Source organism: Streptomyces venezuelae (genome assembly GCF_008642355.1).
GTDB classification, from domain to species: Bacteria; Actinomycetota; Actinomycetes; order Streptomycetales; family Streptomycetaceae; genus Streptomyces; species Streptomyces venezuelae_B.
Window position 1 is genome coordinate 5,568,075 of record NZ_CP029193.1, and the last position, 20,400, is coordinate 5,588,474.

Annotated in this window: 8 protein-coding genes and 1 pseudogene; 7 read left to right on the top strand and 2 right to left on the bottom strand. The window is 73.5% G+C overall.

All coding sequences use genetic code 11. From position 1 onward, the window contains the following. Positions 1-96 precede the first annotated feature (96 nt). From DEJ47_RS36575 to DEJ47_RS25970, 5 genes and pseudogenes are all read left to right on the top strand, one after another. Positions 97-8,472: pseudogene (locus DEJ47_RS36575) on the top strand (HAD-IIIC family phosphatase); the annotation flags it as partial. After that, on the top strand, positions 8,465-10,999 hold the full coding sequence (locus tag DEJ47_RS25960; protein ID WP_223828509.1) for a thioester reductase domain-containing protein: 2,535 nt from the start codon (positions 8,465-8,467) through the stop codon (positions 10,997-10,999). The pseudogene DEJ47_RS36575 and the gene DEJ47_RS25960, both read left to right, overlap by 8 nt. A 9-nt stretch (positions 11,000-11,008) precedes the next feature. Further along, entirely contained in the window at positions 11,009-11,500 is a 492-nt protein-coding gene (locus tag DEJ47_RS37070) for a hypothetical protein (RefSeq protein ID WP_223828510.1), read from the top strand. Beyond that, positions 11,497-12,600 carry an alpha/beta fold hydrolase gene (locus tag DEJ47_RS25965; RefSeq protein WP_150172145.1) on the top strand — a complete coding sequence of 368 codons (1,104 nt, stop codon included), beginning with the start codon at positions 11,497-11,499 and terminating at the stop codon, positions 12,598-12,600. Before DEJ47_RS37070 ends, DEJ47_RS25965 begins: the two co-directional genes overlap by 4 nt. After that, positions 12,584-14,023 (top strand): MFS transporter, encoded by a 1,440-nt coding sequence (locus DEJ47_RS25970; RefSeq protein WP_150172147.1) that lies wholly within the window; start codon positions 12,584-12,586, stop codon positions 14,021-14,023. Before DEJ47_RS25965 ends, DEJ47_RS25970 begins: the two co-directional genes overlap by 17 nt. Positions 14,024-14,028: 5 nt before the next feature. Here DEJ47_RS25970 and DEJ47_RS25975 read toward each other — a convergent pair whose 3' ends face one another. Together DEJ47_RS25975 and DEJ47_RS37425 are read right to left on the bottom strand one after the other, a co-directional pair. Beyond that, positions 14,029-16,068 (bottom strand): elongation factor G, encoded by a 2,040-nt coding sequence (locus DEJ47_RS25975; RefSeq protein ID WP_223828511.1) that lies wholly within the window; start codon positions 16,066-16,068, stop codon positions 14,029-14,031. Next, the gene (locus DEJ47_RS37425) at positions 16,007-17,152 is read right to left on the bottom strand and encodes a CPBP family intramembrane glutamic endopeptidase (protein ID WP_150172151.1); all 1,146 of its coding nucleotides are present in this window, start codon (positions 17,150-17,152) and stop codon (positions 16,007-16,009) included. Before DEJ47_RS37425 ends, DEJ47_RS25975 begins: the two co-directional genes overlap by 62 nt. Before the next feature lie 106 nt (positions 17,153-17,258). Between DEJ47_RS37425 and DEJ47_RS25985 the strand changes: the two genes are divergently transcribed. After that, positions 17,259-19,637, top strand: coding sequence for a histidine kinase (locus tag DEJ47_RS25985; RefSeq protein ID WP_190415561.1), 2,379 nt, complete (start codon positions 17,259-17,261; stop codon positions 19,635-19,637). Continuing rightward, positions 19,634-20,344 (top strand): response regulator, encoded by a 711-nt coding sequence (locus DEJ47_RS25990; protein WP_150172155.1) that lies wholly within the window; start codon positions 19,634-19,636, stop codon positions 20,342-20,344. The genes DEJ47_RS25985 and DEJ47_RS25990 overlap by 4 nt, the downstream gene beginning before the upstream one ends. Positions 20,345-20,400: the final 56 nt, after the last annotated feature.

The following is a 20,400-nucleotide window of genomic DNA, read 5'->3' on the forward strand; positions in this document are numbered from 1 at the left end:
ATGCCCACCGAGAACGAACTGCTCCAATACCTCAAGGCGGTCTCGCAGGAACTGCACGCCACACGCGGGCGGTTGCAGAGCCTGGAGGACCGTCGCAACGAGCCCGTGGCGATCGTCGGGATGAGCTGCCGACTGCCCGGCGGCGTGTCCTCGCCGGACCACCTGTGGGACGTCGTCCTCAAGGGCGAGGACATGATCGGCACCTTCCCCGCCGACCGCGGCTGGGACGTCGACGCCCTCTACGACCCGGAGCCCGGCAACCCCGGCAAGACCTACACCCGCTCCGGCGGCTTCCTGCACGACGCGGCGGACTTCGACCCGGCCTTCTTCGGCATCACGCCCCGCGAGGCCCACGGCATGGACCCGCAGCACCGCCTCATGCTGGAGGCGTCGTGGCAGGCCCTGGAGAGCGCGGGCATCAACCCGCAGACCCTCAAGGACACCGCCACGGGCGTCTTCGCCGGGTCCTTCCACCACGACTACGACCCGGGCGGCGGCAGCGTCGGCAGCCTCGTGTCCGGACGCGTCTCCTACGCGCTCGGACTCCAGGGCCCCGCCGTCACCGTCGACACGGCCTGCTCGTCGTCGCTGGTGGCCCTGCACCAGGCCGTGCAGTCGCTGCGCGACGGCGAGTGCTCGCTGGCCCTGGCAGGGGGCGTGACGGTCCTGTCGACGCCCGGCGTCTTCATCGAGTTCTCCCGCCAGCGCGGCCTCGCCGCCGACGGCCGCTGCAAGTCCTACGCCACCGCCGCCGACGGCACCGGCTGGGGCGAGGGCGTCGCCGTACTGGCCCTGGAGCGTCTGTCCGACGCGGAACGCAACGGCCACCGCGTCCTCGCCGTCGTGCGGGGCAGCGCGGTGAACCAGGACGGCGCGTCCAACGGCCAGACCGCGCCCAACGGCCCCGCCCAGCAGCGCGTCATCCGTGACGCCCTCGCCTCGGCCGGGCTGACGACCGCGGACGTCGACGTCGTCGAGGGCCATGGCACCGGCACGACCCTCGGCGACCCCATCGAGGCGCAGGCGCTGCTCGCCACGTACGGTCAAGGGCGGGACCTGGAGCGGCCGTTGTGGCTCGGCTCGGTCAAGTCCAACATCGGTCACACGCAGGCGGCGGCGGGTGTCGCGGGCATCATCAAGATGGTCCAGGCGATGCGGCACGGCGTCCTGCCCAGCACGCTGCACGTGGACGAGCCCTCGCGCCACGTCGACTGGACCGAGGGCCAGGTCAGGCTCCTCACGGAGAACCGCCCGTGGCCCGAGGGCGACCGCCCGCGCCGGGCCGGCGTGTCGTCCTTCGGCTACAGCGGGACGAACGCGCACGTGATCCTGGAGGCCGTGGCGCCGGTCGAGGAGGGTGCGGACGCGGGTGAGGCGCCCGGCTCTTCGGTGGTGCCGTGGGTGCTGTCGGCCCGGAGTGAAGTGGCACTCGCGGAGCAGGCGGAGAGGCTGCTGGCCCGGCTCGACGAGGGCGGGCTGCCCGGTCTGCGGGACGTGGGCCACACGCTGGCGACCGGACGCGCGGTGTGGGAGCACCGTGCGGTCGCACTCGGCAGCGATGTCGATGAACTGACAGCAGCGCTCGGTGAGTTGGCGGCAGGACGTGAGGCGCCGTCTGTCGTGTCCGGGCGCGCCGCGGCCAACGCCTCCGGTGCGGTGTTCGTGTTCCCGGGGCAGGGTTCGCAGTGGGTGGGGATGGCGCGGGAGTTGTTGGAGTTCTCGCCGGTGTTTGCGTCGCGGATGGCGGAGTGTGGGGCTGCGCTTGAGCCGTTTGTGGATGGCTGGTCTTTGCTGGATGTGGTCCGGGGGGACGACGAGGAGGCGCTGCGTCGGGTTGATGTGGTGCAGCCGGTGCTCTTCGCGGTGATGGTGTCGCTGGCGGAGTTGTGGCGTTCGTTGGGTGTGCGGCCTGCTGCTGTGGTGGGGCATTCGCAGGGTGAGATCGCTGCGGCGTGTGTCGCGGGTGCGTTGTCGTTGAGGGATGCGGCGCGGGTGGTGGCGTTGCGGTCGCGGGCGATTGTGCGGCTTGCGGGCAGGGGCGGGATGGTGTCCGTTCTGGCGCCGGAGGCGCGGGTTGTGGGGCGGTTGACGGCGGGCTTGCAGGTGGCTGTGGTCAATGGTCCGGAGCAGGTGGTGGTGTCGGGTTCGCCTGGCGAGCTGGATGCGTTCGTGGCTGCTTGTGAGGGTGATGGGGTGCAGGTGCGGCGGGTTGCCGTGGATTACGCCTCGCATTCGCCGCAGGTCGAGGAGTTGCGGGATGAGCTCTTGGATGTGCTCGCGCCCATCGAGCCTCGGGCTGGTCAGGTGCCGCTGTTCTCGACGGTGACCGGTGATGTGATCGATACCGGGGTGATGGACGCGGAGTACTGGTTTACGAATCTGCGTCAGACCGTTCGTTTCGATGCTGCGCTGCGGAACCTGTTGCAGGCCGGGCATCGTGTCTTCGTCGAGTCCAGCCCGCACCCCGTGCTCCTCGGCGCCGTCGTGCAGAACGCCGATCACCTCCGTACAAAGGGCGTGACCGCCGTCGGCACGCTCCGGCGCGACGAGGACGAGAAGGCCCAGCTGCTCCGTGGCCTCGCCGAGGTGTTCGTCGCCGGTGTCGACGTGGACTGGTCGCCGTGGCTCGCGGGCGGCGCACTCGTCGAGCTGCCGACGTACGCCTTCCAGCGCCGCCGGTACTGGCAGCCCGCCGCGGCGGCATCCGCCGATGTCGGCTCCGCGGGTCTGGAAGCCGTACGCCACCCGCTGCTCGGCGCATCCGTACCTCTCGCCGACAGCGATGACGTCGTCCTCACCGGGCGCCTGTCCCGTGCCGCGCAGCCCTGGCTCGCGGACCACGCGGTCTTCGGCACGGTCATCCTGCCCGGCACCGCCTTCGTCGAGCTGGCCCTGCGCGCCGCCGACGAGGTGGGCTGCGACACGGTGCGGGACCTGACGCTCACCGCTCCGCTGCGGCTGCCCGAACAGGGCGAGGTCGACGTACAGGTGCAGGTGGGCGGCGCGGACGGCGCCGGGCGCCCCCTCGACATCTATGCCAGACCGCGCAGGTCCGACGGTTCCGGCCCGTGGACCCGGCACGCGTCCGCCGTCCTGACGACCGGCGGCACGGCAACGGACACGTCCGGCGACAACCCGCTGTACGGCGCCACTTGGCCGCCCGCGGGCGCCGAACGGCTGGACGCCGCCGCGCACTACGACACGATGGCGGACGCGGGCCTGGAGTACGGGCCCGCGTTCCAGGGCCTCTCCGACGTGTGGCGGCTCGACGGCGAGATCCTCGCGCAGGTCGCCCTGCCAGGACGGCAGGCGGAGGAGGCGCGGCGCTTCGGCGCCCACCCCGCACTCCTCGACGCCGCGCTGCAGGCCGCCGCCGTGGACGGCCTGGACGGCGCCACGCCGCTGCCGTTCTCCTTCGGCTCGGTCACCCTGCACAGCCGGGGCGCGAACGAGATGCGGGTACGCATCGTGCCCACCGGCGACGACACGTTCACGGTGGAGGCGGCCGACCCGTCCGGTACGCCGGTCGCGCGCATCGACTCCCTCCTCGTACGCCCGGTGGCCGCGGGCGATCTCGCCGCCCCGGACAGCAGCACGCAGTCGCTGCTCTCCCTCGCCTGGTCGCCGTACGCGGCGGACGACGGCGGGACGGGCTCGGCCGCAAACCCGGGGCCGGAGGTGTCGGACGTCACGGTCCTCGACGTCGCCACAGCCGCCGCCTCCGCCGTCGGTGACACCGACGCCGCCCGCGCGCGAGCCCTCCTCCAGGACACCGTGGTCCGGGCGCAGGAGTGGCTGGCGCGGGACCGGCCCGCGTCGGCCCGGCTGGTCGTGCTGACCCGGCACGCCGTGCTCACCGGAACCGAGGCGCCCGACGCCGTACTCGACCTCGCCCAGGCCGCCGTGTGGGGTCTCGCGAGGGCGGCCCGCGCGGAGAACCCCGGCCGCGTGATCCTCGTGGACACGGACACGGACACGGACACGGACACGGACACGGACACGGGCACGGGCACGGGCGCGGACACGGGTACGCAGGCCGCAACCGGCGGGCTCGACCAGGGCGACCTCGCCGCCGTACTGCAGTCCGCGGCGCCCGAACTCGCCCTGCGCGGCGGCCAGTTGTACGTGCCGTCCCTCCGTCCCGAAGACGCCCAGGCCGCTCCCGGTACCAGCCCCGCCGCCGCCCTCGGTACCGGCACCGTCCTCATCACCGGCGGCACCAGCGGCCTCGGCGCGCAGGTCGCCCGGCACGCCGCGCGGCTCGGCGCCCGGCACCTCCTCCTGCTGTCCCGGCGCGGCCCGGCGGGCGAAGGGGCGGCGGCCCTGAGCGACGAGCTCACCGCCTCCGGCACCCGGGTCACCGTCGTCGCCTGCGACGTCGCCGACCGCGAGCAACTGGCGCGCGTCCTGAGCCAGTTGCCGCAGGAGTATCCGCTGACCGCCGTCATCCACGCCGCGGGCATACTCCGTGACGCCGTCGTCGAGTCCATCGACACGGACAGCCTGAACGCCGTGCTGCGGCCGAAGTCCGACGCCGTCTGGAACCTGCACACGCTGACCGAGGGCACGGAACTCTCCGCCTTCGTCGTCTTCTCCTCCCTCGCCGGTGTCATCGGGGGCGCGGGCCAGGGAAGTTACGCCGCCGCCAACGCGTTCCTCGACGCGCTGATGCGGCAGCGCCGCCGTACCGGACTGCCCGGACTCTCCCTGGCCTGGGGCCTGTGGGCCGAGGCGACCGGCATGACCGGACACCTCGGCGACGCCGACCTGGAGCGGATCAACCGCGGCGGCATCGCCGCGCTCTCCACCGAGCAGGGGCTCGCGCTCCTCGACGCGGCGCTCACGCGGGACGCGGACGACGCGCTGCTCCTGGCAGCCGCCCTCAACGAACCCGTCCTGCGCACCACCGACCCCGCGCTGCTGCCCCCGCTCCTCGCGGGCCTGTACCCGCCGCGCCGCCGCCTCGCCGGGTCCCGCAAGGAACGTCGGGCGGACACCGGCGGACGGCTCTCCCTCGACTCGCGGGACGCGGTCGTCGACCGGCTGCGGTACCGGTTCGCGGCGACGATGGGCTTCGACACCGAGGAGCTCGACACCGGCGCGGCACTCGTCGGGCAGGGCCTCGACTCCGTGATGGCCATGCAGATCCGCAGCCTGATCGAGGCGGACTTCGGCCAGTCCCTGCCGATCGCCTCGCTGTTCAACGGCGCGAGCGTGGACTCCATCGCCGACCAGCTGATCGCGGGCGCGGAAGGCGCCGTCGAGGCCCCGCCGGAGGGCGCCGCCGCCACGGACCCCGTCGAGGACGCGGAGATCGTCCACGATGTCGTACGCCATCCGGCCACCCGCGACGTCGTACGTCTCCTCCGCGCCGAACAGCACGGCACGCCCGGTGTCACCCACCACATCGGACTCGCCGTGCGCCTCACCGCGCCGACGACCCCGGAGCGGCTCGCAGAGGTCGTCGCCTCGCTCGCCGCCCGGCACGCAGCGCTGCGCACCGCGATCGTCCAGGACGCCGACGGCGTACAGCAGTTGGAGGTACGCCGCACACTCGACGGCGACCTCGTGCGGTGGTCGGACGTCGCCGAGGACACCGACGTGGACGAACGGCTGTGCGCGCTGATGGAGCCGCCGTTCGACCTGGCCACTGCGCCGCTGTGGCGGTTCGAGCTGCTCGCGCGTCCGTCCGGCGAGCAGGTCCTCGTGTTCGGCGCGCACCACGCCGTGTCCGACCTGGCGTCGCTGATGCTCGTGGCACACGGCCTGGGCGCCGGGCTCGCGGGGGCGGAGCCGACGGCCGCGGTCACCAACCGCGACATCGACCTGCTGCTGAAGGCGCAGAGCGGGCCCACCGCGCAGACCGGGGCCCCCTCGCAGTCGGACGACTGGCGCGCGGACTTCGCGGGTGCCGGACGGCTCGACCTGGAACTGGCCGCGCCGCGTCCCGCGCAGCGGTCGTACCGCTCGGCCATGCACCTCGCCGAGCTGCCGAAGGAGCTCCAGGAGCGGGTGGAGGGCCGGGCCAGGGCGCTCGGCATCACGCCCGCCGCGTTCTGGCTCGGCGCGCTCACCGCGCACCTCGCGCGGCTGCGCGACCGGGACCGGTTCGTCCTCGCCGTACCCGTGGACACCCGCATGCACGTGGCGGCGCTCGACGCCGTCGGCTACTTCGGGCTGCCGATCCCGTACGCCGCGCAGGTCGACGCCGACGACACCGCCGAGGACGTCCTGCGACGCACCGACAGCCGGCTCAGCCGGGTCCTGGAGCGCGGCGTCACGTTCTTCGACGCGATGTCCGCGCTCGTGCAGGAAGGCCTGTACCGCAAGGACGCGCCGCTCGTCGAGGTCTACTTCAACTACATGCCGACGCAGGCCGGAGCGGCGGAGGGCCTGCACATCGTCCCGGCGGGCACCGGCTACTCCGACCTCGACCTGATGGTCACGGTGATGCCGGGGCTCGGGAAGGTAGGACTGGAGTACAACACGGACGTACTCGACGACGTGTCCTGCGCGTCGCTCGCGGAGGACTTCCTGCGGCTGGCGGAGCGGTTCGCGACGGACGCGACGACACCGGCGAGGCGAGCCGCACTGACCGGTGCGCCCGTATCCGCAGCACCGCTGACCGCCCCCGACCCCGCGTCCGCAGCGGCCGAGACCGTCCCTGAACCTGTACCCGCAGCGACCCTGACAGCTCCGGACTCCGCGTCCGCAGCGACCCTGACCGCCCCGGACTCCGCGTCCGCGGCAACTCTGACCGCTCCGGAATCCGCCTCCGCGGCAACCGCAACCGCCCCCGACCCCGCGTCCGCAGCACCCCAGCCCACCCCCGGACCCGCCCCCCACATCGCTCTCGCCGCGACCTTCGCCCTCGGCAACCTTCCGGCCATGCTGTCCTTCGCCGTGCGGGAAGCGGGGGTCGAGGGCGGACCCTTCGACGTGGCGGAGGCGCCGTACCACCAGGTGCTCGCGAGCCTGCACGACCCGGGCAGCGTGTTCGTGCAGGGCGCGACGGCCGCAGGGCTCGTCCTGCTGCGCCCCGGCGACCTCACCCGCTTCGCGGACGACGGAAGTGGACCGGCGGACGCGCTGCTCGACCAGCTCGCCGACGAGTACCCGGCCGCACTGCGCTCCCTCGCCGAGCGCACCCGCAAGCCGCTCGTCGTCGCCTTCCTGCCCGAGAGCGCCGACGACGGACGCCTCCACGACTGGGAACGACAGGTGACGGGACGCCTCGCGGACGTCCCCGGCATCGCCGTCCTGCCCTCCGACACGTGGACCGGCGACGACTACCCGGTGGCGGACGTGTTCGACGCCCACACCGACGCGATGGCGCACCTGCCGTTCCAGGACGAGTTCCAGGCACTCGTGGCGCTGCGCCTCGCCGACGTACTCCAGCAGGTGTGCCGACGGGCACCCAAGGTGATCGTCGTCGACGGCGACGAGACGCTGTGGAGCGGCGTCGCGGGCGAAGTCGGCCCGGAGAACGTCGACTTCACCGGGGCGCGTGCCCTGCTCGCCGCACGGCTCCTCCAGTGGCGGGAGGCGGGCGTGCTGCTCGCGATGGTCTCCAACAACGACGAGGAGACCGTGCACCGCATCCTCGACCGGCCCGACAGCCCGCTGCACCGCGAACACTTCGCCGCGATCTCTGCCGCCTGGGAACCCAAGTGGACCCGGATCATGCGGATCGCCGACGATCTGCGGCTCGGCCTGGACAGCTTCCTCTTCCTCGACGACAACCCCGTCGAAATCGCCGGTGTGCGCGCCCAGTTGCCGGAGGTGCTGTGCCTGACCTGCCCGAGCGCGGACGAACTGGCGGAGTTCGTCGCACGGTTGTGGCCGATGGTGCCGCGGGCGGCGACGGCGGAGGACTCCGCGCGGGCCGACTTCTACCGGCAGGAGCAGGTGCGCGACGAGGCGCGGGCCCAGCTCGGCTTCGCCGAGTTCCTGGAGAACCTGCGGCTCGAACTCGACATCGAGCCGGTGAACGAGGAGACCGCTGAGCGCACGGTCCAGCTCAGCAGGCGCACCAACCAGTTCAACCTGCGGCCCCGCCCCCTGGACGACGCGGAACTGGCGCGGCTGTGGCAGAGCGGGGAGGTGTGGACGGCGACCGCACGGGACCGCTTCGGCGCGTACGGGCAGATCGGCGTCCTGGCCGTCGCCGTCGACGGTGACGCGCTCGAAGTCGTCGCCTGGATGATGAGCTGCCGCGTGCTCGGCCGGGGCGTCGAGGACCGGCTCCTGCAGTGGCTCGCCGACCGGGCCGAGGCGCACGGCTGCACCACGGTGCGGCTGATCGCCGAGAACACGCCCCGCAACATCCCCGCCCGACGCCTCGTGTCCCGCCTCGGCGGCGGCGACGTCGACGCGCCACGCCTGGAGGCGGCGGTGGGGCTCGCACACCTACGGGAGTTCCGTTCCTGGGACCCCGCATCCGATCATGCAGCGGAGGACAGCAATGCCTGAGGCGGCCGGCGGCACGAGTCGCAACCGCAGTGTCAACCGGCGACCGGAGGAGGAGGCGATCGAACGGCGGGGCCCCGGCCGCAGCGCAGCGGCCGACCTCCTGGCCCACTTCCGGAAACCGCGGCCCGCACCTGCGGCGCCGCAGCGGTCCGCCGGGGCGACGCGGCCCGCGAGCTCTGCGGGGCCCGTCAGTCCTGCGCGGCCCGCGCAGGCCGGCTCCGCCACCGAGACGACGCAGCCGGTGGGTCCCTCGGGGTCCGCGAGTGCCGCGCAGGACACGCACGGCGTGCAGGGCGGCGATGCCGCCGGGCAGCGGACGTCCGAGGCGACGCGGCCCCTGGGTTCCCCGGGGCCCGCGCACGGCGGGCAAGCGGCGCACGGCGCGCCCGCCGCGCCGGTCTCCGGACCCGTCGACGGCCCGCCCGCGCGGACCGTCGCCGCGGTCGCCGCCGACATCGCGGCCCGCGCCGCCCGCTTCCTGCCCGGCGGTACGCCCGACCCCGAGACGGACCTGTTCGACGCGGGGCTGTCCTCCGTCGACGCGGTCGAGCTCGTCGCGCTGATGGCGCGGGAACTCGACGTACAGCTGACCCTCGACGACGTCTTCGCCGACGCCCGCCCGCGACGCCTGGCCCAACGCTGGGCCAAGGCCCTGGGCCTGCCCACGACGGTGTCGCCCGCGCCGGGAGCCCTCGCGAGCGGGGACCCCGCGTCCGGGATACCCACGCACGCGGCCTTCCCGCCCGCGGCCCCCGCGCCCGGGACCTCCGCGCAGGGCGCCCCCGTGCCCGGAACGCCGGCGCCCGGAGCCTCCGCCCCCGGCACCCCCGTGCCTGGGGCCCCCGCACCCGCGGCCCTCGGGCCTGGGACTCCCGCGCCCGGCGTCTCCGTGCCCGCGGTGCCCGCACCCGCGGCCCCCGCCCCCGGCACCCCCGTGCCCGGGGCCCCCGAATCCCCGGCCCCTGAGCCTGGTGCCTCCGTGCCCGGGGCCGCCGTACCCGCGGCCCCCACGGCGAGCGCGGCAGCCCCCACGCCCGCGGCCCCGGCCCCACCCGCAGCCCTCACCCCCGCGACCCAGCCCCCCACAACCACCCCCACCCCGACGTCCCACTCCCTTCCCCCCGTCGTAATCCCAGCCCCAGACACCGACGCCGCCCACGAGGACCTGGAGGTCATCCTCGGAGATCTCGCGCTCGCCGACCGCCTGCCGTTCAGTCGGCAGGCCGACCCCGTCCCGCCCCGCCGCATCCTGCTCACCGGTGCCACCGGGTACCTCGGGAGTCACCTTCTGCTCGATCTGCTGCGGCAGGGCGACGCCCACGTCGTATGTCTCGTGCGCGCGGCCGACGACGCCGCGGCGGAGCGGCGGCTCGCCGACGCGCTCGCGAGTTTCGACCAGCCGTGGACCGCCGAGGTGCGGCGCCGGGTCACCGTTCTCGCCGCCGACCTGCGGCAGCCGTTCCTCGGGCTCGCCCAGGACATGTGGGAGGGACTCGCCCAGGAGCTGGACTCGATCGTCAACGTCGCCGCCGCCGTCGACTTCCTGCGCGGCTACCCCTCCCTGCGCCAGACCAACGTGCTCGGCCCGCTCGCCCTCGCCGAACTGGCGATGACGGGACGAGCCAAGCCGCTGCACCACATCTCCTCGGTCGCCGTCTTCAACGAGGTCGGCATCGAGAAAATGGGCGAGGACGACCCGGTCGCCCACATCGACCGGCTCTTCGCCGGTTACGACAAGTCGAAGTGGGCGGCGGAAGCCGTGCTGCGGCGCGCCCGCGAGCACGGGCTCACCGTCACGTTCCTGCGGCCCGGCGCGATCGGCGGACACACCCGCACCGGCGTGTACAACCCGCGTGACCTCAGCACCGGTCTGATCGGCGCGTTCTCCCGGTACCGGACCGTACCGGCCTTCAAGTTCATGAACCTCGCCCCGGTCGACTGGATCAGCAAGGTGACGGCCGCCGTCGTCTTCGACCCCGCCGCGTGGGGCCAGAACTACAACGTCACCGGCCGCGCCGAGACCCTGCCGCAGCTGGTGAAGGACATGAAGCTGGCCGGCATGAACGTCCGCGTGGCCAACTGGCGCGAGTGGCGGGACGATCTCATCGCGCGGCACGCCGCCGACCCCGTGCCGGAGCTCGACTTCCTGATCCGCATCCTGCGCAGCCCCACCGCGATGAAGCTCTTCGAGGCGCTGATGTTCGGCCCCGAGGCGGGCTCGGAGCGCACCGACCGGTTCGTCGCCCGGAAGCGGCTGCCGGAGGCCGAACGGTACGGGTCGCAGGCCCAGTTGAAGGCGTTCGAGCGGATGGCGAGGGACGGTGTCGCCCGGCTTCCCAGCCGCGAGGACCCGCCCTATCTGCAGTTCCGTGAGCGGACCAAGGGGCGGGTCGGGCCCGTCGGCGAGGACCGTGACTCCAAGTGCAGGATGGCGCTCACCCTCTCCATCGCCAGCATGTACCAGGTCGTACGCCACCGGAAGATCGACGTACGCGGCGAGGTGTTCTGCGAGCGGCTGCACCCGTAGCCGCTGACCGTGGAGGCGGGCGAGATCTGGGTCCGTCCGGACGAGGGCGTGCCGCTGCGGCACGGGAGCGACCACCCGCTGCTGCGCTACCGCCTCGTCCTCGTCGACCGGGACGGCGGCCGCTGGTGGCTGGAGGGCTGGAAGACGGCCCGCGCCAGCCGCGACTTCTGGAAGCAGACCCGCACCATCGACGTCACCATCGGCCGCGAGAACGAACCCGCGAGCCTCGAGGGTGTCGTCAAGGTTCCCGGCAAGAGCTACGTGCCCGACCAGATCGACGGCATCGAGGTCGACCCGCGCCTCACCCCGCAGGAGCAGCGCCTCGCCAAACTCGCCTGGCTCTCCTGGTTCTTCGTGCAGGTCGGCATGGGCCTCGCCGAGCCGTCCCTGCGCGCCGTCGCCGAACTCCTCGACCTGCGCAAGGACGCCATCGACCGCGACCAGGACAAGCTGCAACGCAAGATCAGGAAGCTGATGATCAAAAGGGAGCAGACCCGATGACGACGCTGAGGCCCCTCCACCACGCACTCGGCGCCCGCGTCGAGGACATCCCCTTCACCGCCTCCGACGGCACCCGGCTCGGCCTCACCCGCGTCGCCCCCGAGGACGGCTCCACCGACCGCCCGGTCGTCCTGATCCTGCACGGACTGACCGCGTCGGCCGACATGTTCACGCTCCCCGAGACCCGCAACCTCGTGGACGTCCTGCTCGACGCGGGCTACGAACCGTGGCTCCTGGACTGGCGGGGCAGCTGCCGGCTGCCGTACAACGAGGGCCGGGTCCGCTACACCTTCGACGACGTCGCGCTCTACGACATCCCCGAGGCCGTTGCGCTGATCAAAGAACGTATCGACGGACGCGAACTCCTCGTCGTCGCGCACTGCATCGGCGCGATGTGCCTGTCGCTGAGCATGGCCGCCGGGCTCGTGCCCGGTCTGTCCGGTGTCGTCGCGCAGGGCGTGTTCCTCACCCCGAAGATGTCCTGGAAGACCCGCGCCCGCCTGCACTTCGGCGGGGAGCTGCTGCGCTCCCGCTTCGTCAACATCCCCACCGACTTCAAGAAGGTCGGCCTGTGGTCGAAGCACTCGCTGATCTTCGCGGAGGTGTCGCTGGGCGCCGAGTGCAAGGACCCCAACTGCCAGATCCTGCACAACGATTCGTGGGGGGTCGGCGGCTCGCTCTTCGAGCACGACAACCTCCACGAGGTCACCCACGACCGCCTCGCCGACCTGTACGGCACGGTGCCCATGTGGATCCTGCCGCACCTGCGCAGCATCGAACTGGCGCACACGATGATGCGGTACAACGACGGCGACGGCCGCTACGACGCGCTCCCGAAGAACGCGCTCGACGAGGCGGGCTCGTTCGACACCCCGCTGATGCTGCTCTCCGGCAGCGACAACCGCTTCTGGTACGACTCGAACGAGATCTGCCACGACGTCCTGAAGCGCCGCTACCCCGAGATGGACGTCCGGTACGTGGAGGTGCCCGGCTACGGCCACCTCGACGCGTTCATCGGCCGCAACGCCGCGCTCGACGTGTTCGGCCACATCGTCGACTTCCTGGACGAGTGCCGGGTCTCCGATGACGTCCGCGCCTGACCGCCCTGCCGCCCCGGCGCCCGGCACCCGCCTGCTCATGCCGGTCATCCTGCTCGCCATCTTCACGGTGCCGCTGTCGGTCTCCGGCACCGCCGTGTCCCTGGGCGACATCGCCGACGACCTGGGCAGCTCGTCGGTCGGCGAGCAGTGGGTCCTCAACGGCTACAACCTGACGTTCGCCTGCTCCACCCTCGTCTGGGGGTCCGTCGCCGACATCATCGGGCGGTGGCAGGCCCTGTTCTTCGGGCTGCTCACGTTCGGCGCGGGCTCCGCGCTCAGCCTCTTCGCGGGCAACTACTGGGTCCTGGACGGGGCCCGGCTGCTCGCGGGCGCGGGGGCCGGGGCGGTCTTCTCGGTGGGCACGGCCGTGGTCTCGTCGAACTTCGAGGGCGAGCGGCGCACCCGCGCCTTCGCCCTCCTCGGGTCGGTCGCGGGCCTCTCGCTCGCGTTCGGCCCGTCCCTGTGCGGCCTGCTCACCCAGCTCGCGGGCTGGCGGCTCGTCTACGGCTTCCAGCTCGCCTGCCTGGTCCTCGCCTGCGCGGGCATGCCGCTCATCCGCCGCGCCGCCGCCCACGAGAAGCGGCGCGCGGCCCGCATCGACTGGCCGGGCGCGGCCCTGTTCTGCACGGCGACCACCGTCACGCTCGGCGGCCTCGCCCTCGGCTCCGCGACGGGCTGGGCCTCCGCGCCCTTCCTGCTCTGCACGGCCGTCGGCATCGGCTGCTACGGCCTGTTCGCCTGGCGCGAGTCCACCGCGCCCAACCCGCTCCTGAGCCTGGGCACCCTGCGCAGCAGGCGGTTCTCCGGCATCACGCTGGTGGTCGCGGTGGCGTCATTCACCTTCACCAACGCGGTCGCCTACCTGCCGGTGTTCTTCCAGGGCGCGTATGGCGCGTCGGCGGGAGCCAGCGGCGCGTACCTCATGTTCCTGACGCTGCCCGTCCTCGTCGCGCCGCTGATCGCCGCCCGCCTGACCGCGCGCGGCACACCCGCCCACACCATCTTCACGTGGAGCATCGGGCTGCTGGTCGTCGGCCTCGTCCTCGCGGGCGCGACCGCCTCTCCCGGGCTCGTCTGGATGACGCTGCCGATGGTCGCCGTCGGCATCGGGTTCGGACTCCAGGCGGGCCTCGTCGACGGCGAGGCGCTCGCGCACGTGCCGCCGGAGGAGGCGGGCATGGGGGCGGGCTGGATCAACACGGTCCGGCTCGGCAGCGAGGCCATCGCGGTGTCGCTCTTCGGCTCGCTCTTCGCCAGCTTCGCGGGCGACGCCGACGACGCGTCGCGCGGCGGGTTCGCCGCCATCACCATCGGCTCCACGCTGTGCGCGGCGGTGCTCGGCGTCGTCTCGGTCCTCCTCATGCGACGGCCGGGCCCGGCGGCCCCGGCCGAGGAGCCGAGGGCGGCGGACCACGTCGCCTGACCTGGTCACCGGCGGGTGGTGGCGGCGTCCTCCCGTCCGCCGCCACTGGTCCTTCGCACCACGCGCAGCAGATAGTCCTTGCGGTGGAGCGGATCGTGGTCGGTGCGCTCGCGCGTCGGAACCGTGCCGCCGCGCACGGGCCGGTAGTGGTCGAAGGCGGACTCCAACTCGCCCTCGCCCCGCGTGAGTCCGGGCAGGAGCTGCTCCAGCGCGTGCACCCGCTGCGCGGGGATGTCCCCCTCCAGCCGGTACGACGCCCCGGCCCCGCCCGTCGTCTGCGTGTGCGGGACGGCGCGCAGCCGGGCGAGCGCGGGCAGGACAGCGCCGACCGTGTCGGCGGGCACGTCGAGCCGGAAGCGGTGCATCGGCTCGTGCACCTCCGTGCCCGCCGCCCGCAGTGCGTCCATCAGGACCAGCGGCGTCAGGTGCCGGAAGTCCCCCGCGGTGCTCGACATGCTCTTGTCGAACGTGCCGTGGGCGTGGCTCTGCCGCGGCCAGTATCCGGCGTGCGTCATCGTGACCGTGCAGTCGGGGACGCGCCAGCCGTGAACGCCCTGGTGGAGCGTCTCCCTGACGGTCTCCTCGACGGCTCGGAAGAACGCGTACGGCATGGACCCGAGCTCCACGCCGAGCCGGAACTCCACGCCCGCCCCGACCGGCGCGGGCTCCACCCGCAGCCCGACCGTGGCCAGGAACGGATTGGGGTCCGTGTCGATGACCTCGTGCGCCGCACCGGTGCCGACGACCCGCTCCACGCAGATCGTCGTGGTCTCCCGGAACGTCACGTCGAGCCCGTACTCCTCGGCGAGCGTCGCCTGGATGACCTCCTTCTGCACCTCTCCGTAGAGCGAGACCGAGACCTCCTGACGGACGTCGTCCTGCCGCAGGTCGATCAGCGGGTCCTGCTCGGCGAGCTGACCGAGCGCGAGGTGCAGCGCACCGCGGTCGTCGGCGCGCAGCGGGCTGACGACGGTCTCCAGGGTGGGCGGCGTGAAATGCCGCGCACCGGCCTGGTCCCCTTCGCGCGGTACGCCGATGACGTCCCCGATCCGTACGTCCCCGAGCCCCCGTACCTTCCCGATCTGCCCCGCGCGCACCTCGTCACGCGGTACGTCGGCGCCCTGCTCGAAGACGCTGACGCCGGTGACCTTGCCTTCCCGGAGGCGGTCGCGGACGCGGACGGTGCCCGAGAACATGCGTACGTAGGCGATCTTCTCCCCGGCGGCACCGCGCTCCACCTTGAAGACGCTGCCGGAGGCGGGAGCGTCGGCGTCCCCGCGGCGGGCGGGGAGCAACTCCCTTATGCCGCACATCAGTTCAGGTACCCCTACGCCCGTGACGGCCGACCCGAAGAAGACCGGGTGCACGAGGGCGCGACGGGTCTGCCGGGCGAGCTCCGCGCGGAGCCGGGCGTACGAGAGGGACGCCGGGTCGTCGACGTACGCGGCGAGAAGCGCGTCGTCGTGCTCGGCCAGGAGCTCGGAGAGCCGCGCGCCGAAACCCTCGTCCCCCTCCGCGAACGGGACGAAGCGTGCGCCGCGCGTGCCGATGCCGGGGACGGACCCCATCGGGACGACGTCGGGCGTCAGACGCTCGGCGATGTGCCGCAGCACGCCCTCGTACCGTGCGCCGCGGCGGTCCGTCTTGTTCACGAAGACCAGCGTGGGGATGCGAAGCCGGCGCAGCGTCCGCAGCAGGACGCGGGTCTGCGCCTGCACGCCTTCGACGGCGGACACCACGAGCACGGCCCCGTCGAGCACGCTGAGCACGCGCTCCACCTCGGCGATGAAGTCCGGGTGGCCCGGGGTGTCGATGAGATTGACGGCCGTGCCGCCGATGCTGAAGGAGACGACGGCGGACTTGATGGTGATGCCGCGCCGCCGCTCCAGGGCGAGCGAATCGGTCTGCGTGTTCCCGTCGTCGACGCGGCCGACCTCGTCGATGACACCGGCGGCATGCAGGAGCCGCTCGGTCAGGCTGGTCTTACCGGCGTCGATGTGGGCCAGAATGCCCAGGTTCAGGGTGTGCGGAAGAGGTGATTGCACGTACGTCCATGTCCTTCGGAGGAGTGGGGATTCCATTCGCGTGGGACATGCACGAACGCCGCATTTCCTTCTCCTCCATGGACGACGCCGACCTTCCGCCGACACCACCCAGTCCAGCAACACCCGCCGCCTCCGGCAACTGATTAACGCCGACTCCACGGCGGCTCGCCAGGCGCAGCACGAGGGCCGCGTACCCGCAGAGCATCACCACATCGACACCCACCGCCATCCGGTCCATGTCGGCGGCCGTCTCGTCGGAGGCCAGCGCACCGGCCACCGCCGCCGAGACGCCCATCGCCAGCAGGTTGTTGACCACGTGCAGACCGATCGCCGCCTCCAGGCCCCCCGTACGGACCGTCAGAACCCCCGCCACCAGTCCGAACACCACGAGGTCCGCGAAACCCCACGGCGTGCCCCAGCCGTGCGCCGCCGCGAACAGCAGCGCCTGCGGCACGAGCGCAGGCCACGGCGTACGGCACCACGCCCCGACCGCCTGGACGAGCCAGCCCCGGAACACGTACTCCTCCGCCGACGCCTGGAACGGCACCAGCACGCACACCATCGCCAGGCCGAGCAGGAAGTCCGGCCACCCCGCCCACTCCGCGCCGCCACCGCCGCCGTCCACGCCGCCGCCCGCCGACTCGGGCAGCAGCATCATCACCCCCGACGACGCGCAGACCAGCGGCAGTGCGACGAGGAGACACCACCCCAGCCAACGCCACCGGAGTCCGCCCGCGACCGACGACAGCGTGCCCGCCGGGCGCCGCTGCGCCCAGCGCGCGGCGAGGAACACCACGGGCGTGAGCAGGGCGAGCGAGAGCAGCGCGCTGCCCGTCTCGCCGATGCCGCCCCACACATGGAAGCCGTCCTTGTCCACGGGCCGGTCCAGGACCGCTCCCGCGATCTCGCCGCCCAGCAGCACGGCGACCGCCGCGACGAGCGCACCGGCCAGCACCAGAGCGGTCCCCGCCAGGGGGCGCCACCAGCGGTGGCGGCCGGTGGCGTGGGCGAGACGGTGATAGGGGAGCGGGGCGTCGGGGAACGGCGGGGGAAGCGGAGCGTCGGGGAACGGTGTAGCGGTCATGGACACCAGCATCCCGGCGGCAACGGCCCCACACGTCGGCCGCCCGCACGATCACGCTCTCCAACCAGAGATAGAGAGACCCCGCCTCCGTATCATCGAGCCCGATATGGAGCGAATACGTGACTGGCTGCTGCCCGTCCTGCTGACGGCCCTGCAACTGGCCCACTGGCCGGGCCGCGCCCTGCGCGAGGACGACGCGGCGGCCGGCGCGGGCCCGCTCGTGGCCGCGTTCGCCGCCGCGGCGGTGCTCACCGCGGGGCTCGCCGTACGCCGCCGTCGCCCCCTCGTCGCGGCGCTCGCCGTCGAGGCCGCCCTGGTCGCCTGCCTGCCGCTCCCGCTCCCGGAGGACGCGACGCTCGTGCACGGTCTTGCCGTGCTGATCGCCCTGTACTCGGTCGCGGTGCGGTGCCCCGGGCGGACGACGGCCGTCGTGGGCCCAGTCCTCGCGTGCTGCGAAGGGGTCCGCTCGGCGGTGCTGCTCGACGCACCGGGGGACGCGGCGGGCGAGGCCGCGGCCAACTGCGTGCTCCTCCTCATCGTCGCGGGCCTCGGCCGCAGCCGCCGCCGCTGGCTCGCGGGCCGGCGGGCCGCGGCGCGGGAGCTGGCACGGGCCGAGTCCGAACGCGCCCGCGCCGCGCTCACCGAACGCGAGCGCCTCGCCCGCGAACTGCACGATGTGAGCGCCCACCACCTCACGTCGGTGGTCGTCACCGCGGACGCGGCGCTGCGGCTCGGCGACCGCAAGCCGGAACTGACGGCGCAGGCGCTGGAGTTCGCGGCGGCCACGGGGCGCGAGACGACGGCGGCGCTGCACCGTCTGGTCGCCCTGATGCGGACGTCGGCGGCGGACGAGGAGAGTCCCCTCGGCGAACGCGTCACCGAACTCGCCGCCGGATTCGCCCGCCTGGGCCTGCACCCCGCCGTGCGGGTGGACCCCGCGGCGACACCCCTGACCGGACCGACGGCGGAGGCGGCCTTCGGGATCATCCGCGAGGCCCTCACGAACGCCCTGCGCCATGCCCCGGGTTCGACGGTACGCATCCACATCCTGTCCACGACGGCGGACGGCACGGTGGACGTCACCGTGGAGGACGACGGAGCGGCGGCGGACGCCCCCGCCGTGCGGCAGCGACTGGGAGGCGGCCGGGGAACCGTCGGAATGCGGGAGCGGGCCGACGCACTCGGCGGCACGCTCACGGCAGGACCGCGCCCGGACGCTGCGGGTTGGGCGGTCCAAGCCCACTTGCCGGGAACGACGAGCCCCCTGCACCCACGGGCTGCGGGCCACGACGCCCCATACCCGCAGGCTGCGGGCCACGGTGCCCTGCGCCGACAGGCCGCGGGCCACGGTGGCCTGCGCCGCCGACAGGCCGCGGGCGACGGCGCCCCACATCAGCAGCCTGTGGGCCGCGGCGCCCTTGACCCGCTTGCTGTGGGCCACGGTGATTCGTACGCGCGGGCTGCGGGCGGTGGCGGTCCGCGAGAGCGGCCCGCGGGCCATGACGCCCTGCACCAACGGGCTGCGGCCGACGGTGCCCCGCTTCAGCAGCCCGTCGGCCACGGCGCCCCGCGCCGGCAGCCCGTGAGCCCGCTCGCCCTGTCCCCGCACGTCGTGCGCCGCACCACCCTGCCCCAACGCGTCCTGCGCCACCCCGCCCTGAGCGGTCTCGACCTGTCCGACGGGGCCGTTGCCGTCGCCGTCGCCGCGCTGCCGGTCTTCGCCGTCGTCGTCGACGAACCCTCCGCCGTCGGACTCGCCTGCGGTCCCGCCGTCGCGCACGCGCTGCCGCTGCTGTGGCGGCGGCAGGCCCCCTGGGCGGTGCTCTGCGCCGTGCTCGCCACGGCCTGGCTCGCCCCGCTCGGACTCGCGTTCGGACTGGTCTCGGCCGACGTGGGCCTGTGCCTGGTAGTTGCGGGGGCCGTCGCGGAGTGCGTCGCCGTGTACGCGGTGGGGGCGTTCGCCGGGCCCGCGCGGGTCACCTGGCCCGTCATGGTCGCCGGGTCCGCGGGCCTGAGTCTGTCGTGTCTCGCCCTCGCGGCGGCCGACGGCATGACGGAGATGGAGCGGGGCGGCGGCATCGGGCTCCTGCTGTTCCTCGCCGCCGTCGTCGGCACCGCGTTCCTGCCGCCGATGGCGGCGTTCTGGGGGCTCGGCGCCGCCGTACGGTCCCGGCGCGAACGCGTCGAAGCCTGGGAGGACCACGCACTCACGGCCACGGTGTGGGCGGCGGTCGCCGAGGCGCACGAGGAGCGGCGCCGCATCGCCGCGGAACTCCGTGCCCAAGTCCTGCGGCACGCCGACGCCGTGGTCGCACGCGCCGAGGCGGGCGACCTGGACGGCGTCGCCGCGGAGGCGCGGGCGGGGCTCGCCGCGATGCGCGAACTGCTGGCCGCGCTGCGCGAGGTGACGTCCCCCGGTGGCGCGGCAGCCGAGTGCGCCGCCACGACGGAGCGGAAGACATCCCCTCAAGGAGCCCTCACATGACCGACCCCGCCCCCGCCCCCATCCGGGTGATGGTCGTCGACGACCAGGCCGTCGTCCGCGCCGGATTCGCCGCGATCGTCGACGCGGAACCGGACCTCCACGTGGTGGCCGAGGCGGCGGACGGCGCCCACGCCGTGCAGCTCGCGTCCGAGCACGCCCCGGACGTCGTCCTGATGGACATCCGCATGCCCGGCATGGACGGCCTGACGGCGACCCGCCTGCTCACGACCGCCGCCCCCGCCACCGGCACCCCGCGCGTCCTCGTCCTGACCACCTTCGACCAGGACGCGTACGTCCACGACGCCCTGCGCGCCGGCGCCTCCGGGTTCCTCCTGAAGGACGCGCTGCCCGAGGAACTCCTCGCGGGCATCCGCATCGTGGCCTCGGGCGAGGCGATGCTCGCCCCCACCGTCACGCGCCGCCTCATCGACGCCTTCGCCGGCACGACGCCCGCCCCGACGGCCGTCCCGCACCCCGAAGCCCTGGAGTCCCTCACGCCCCGCGAGCGCGAGGTCCTGACCCTGGTGGCCGCGGGCCACACCAACGCGGAGATCGCCGACGCCCTCGGCGTCACCACCGGCACGGTGAAGTCACACGTCAACGCGGTCCTCGGCAAACTGGGGCTGCGCGACCGCGTGCAGGCCACGATCCTCGCGTACGACCTGGGCCTGGCCAGACCACGGACGGCCGCACCACGGACGGGGTGAAACGCCGACAGCACCCGGCTCCGCGCGGATGCCGGGTGCTGTCGTGCACGCTGGAA

Coding starts and splice junctions, on each gene's coding strand:
- DEJ47_RS25970 (WP_150172147.1), top strand. CDS start 12,584: ATGACGTCCGCGCCTGACCGCCCTGCCGCCCCGGCGCCCGGCACCCGC.
- DEJ47_RS25985 (WP_190415561.1), top strand. CDS start 17,259: ATGGAGCGAATACGTGACTGGCTGCTGCCCGTCCTGCTGACGGCCCTG.
- DEJ47_RS25960 (WP_223828509.1), top strand. CDS start 8,465: ATGCCTGAGGCGGCCGGCGGCACGAGTCGCAACCGCAGTGTCAACCGG.
- DEJ47_RS25965 (WP_150172145.1), top strand. CDS start 11,497: ATGACGACGCTGAGGCCCCTCCACCACGCACTCGGCGCCCGCGTCGAG.
- DEJ47_RS25990 (WP_150172155.1), top strand. CDS start 19,634: ATGACCGACCCCGCCCCCGCCCCCATCCGGGTGATGGTCGTCGACGAC.
- DEJ47_RS37425 (WP_150172151.1), bottom strand. CDS start 17,152: ATGACCGCTACACCGTTCCCCGACGCTCCGCTTCCCCCGCCGTTCCCC.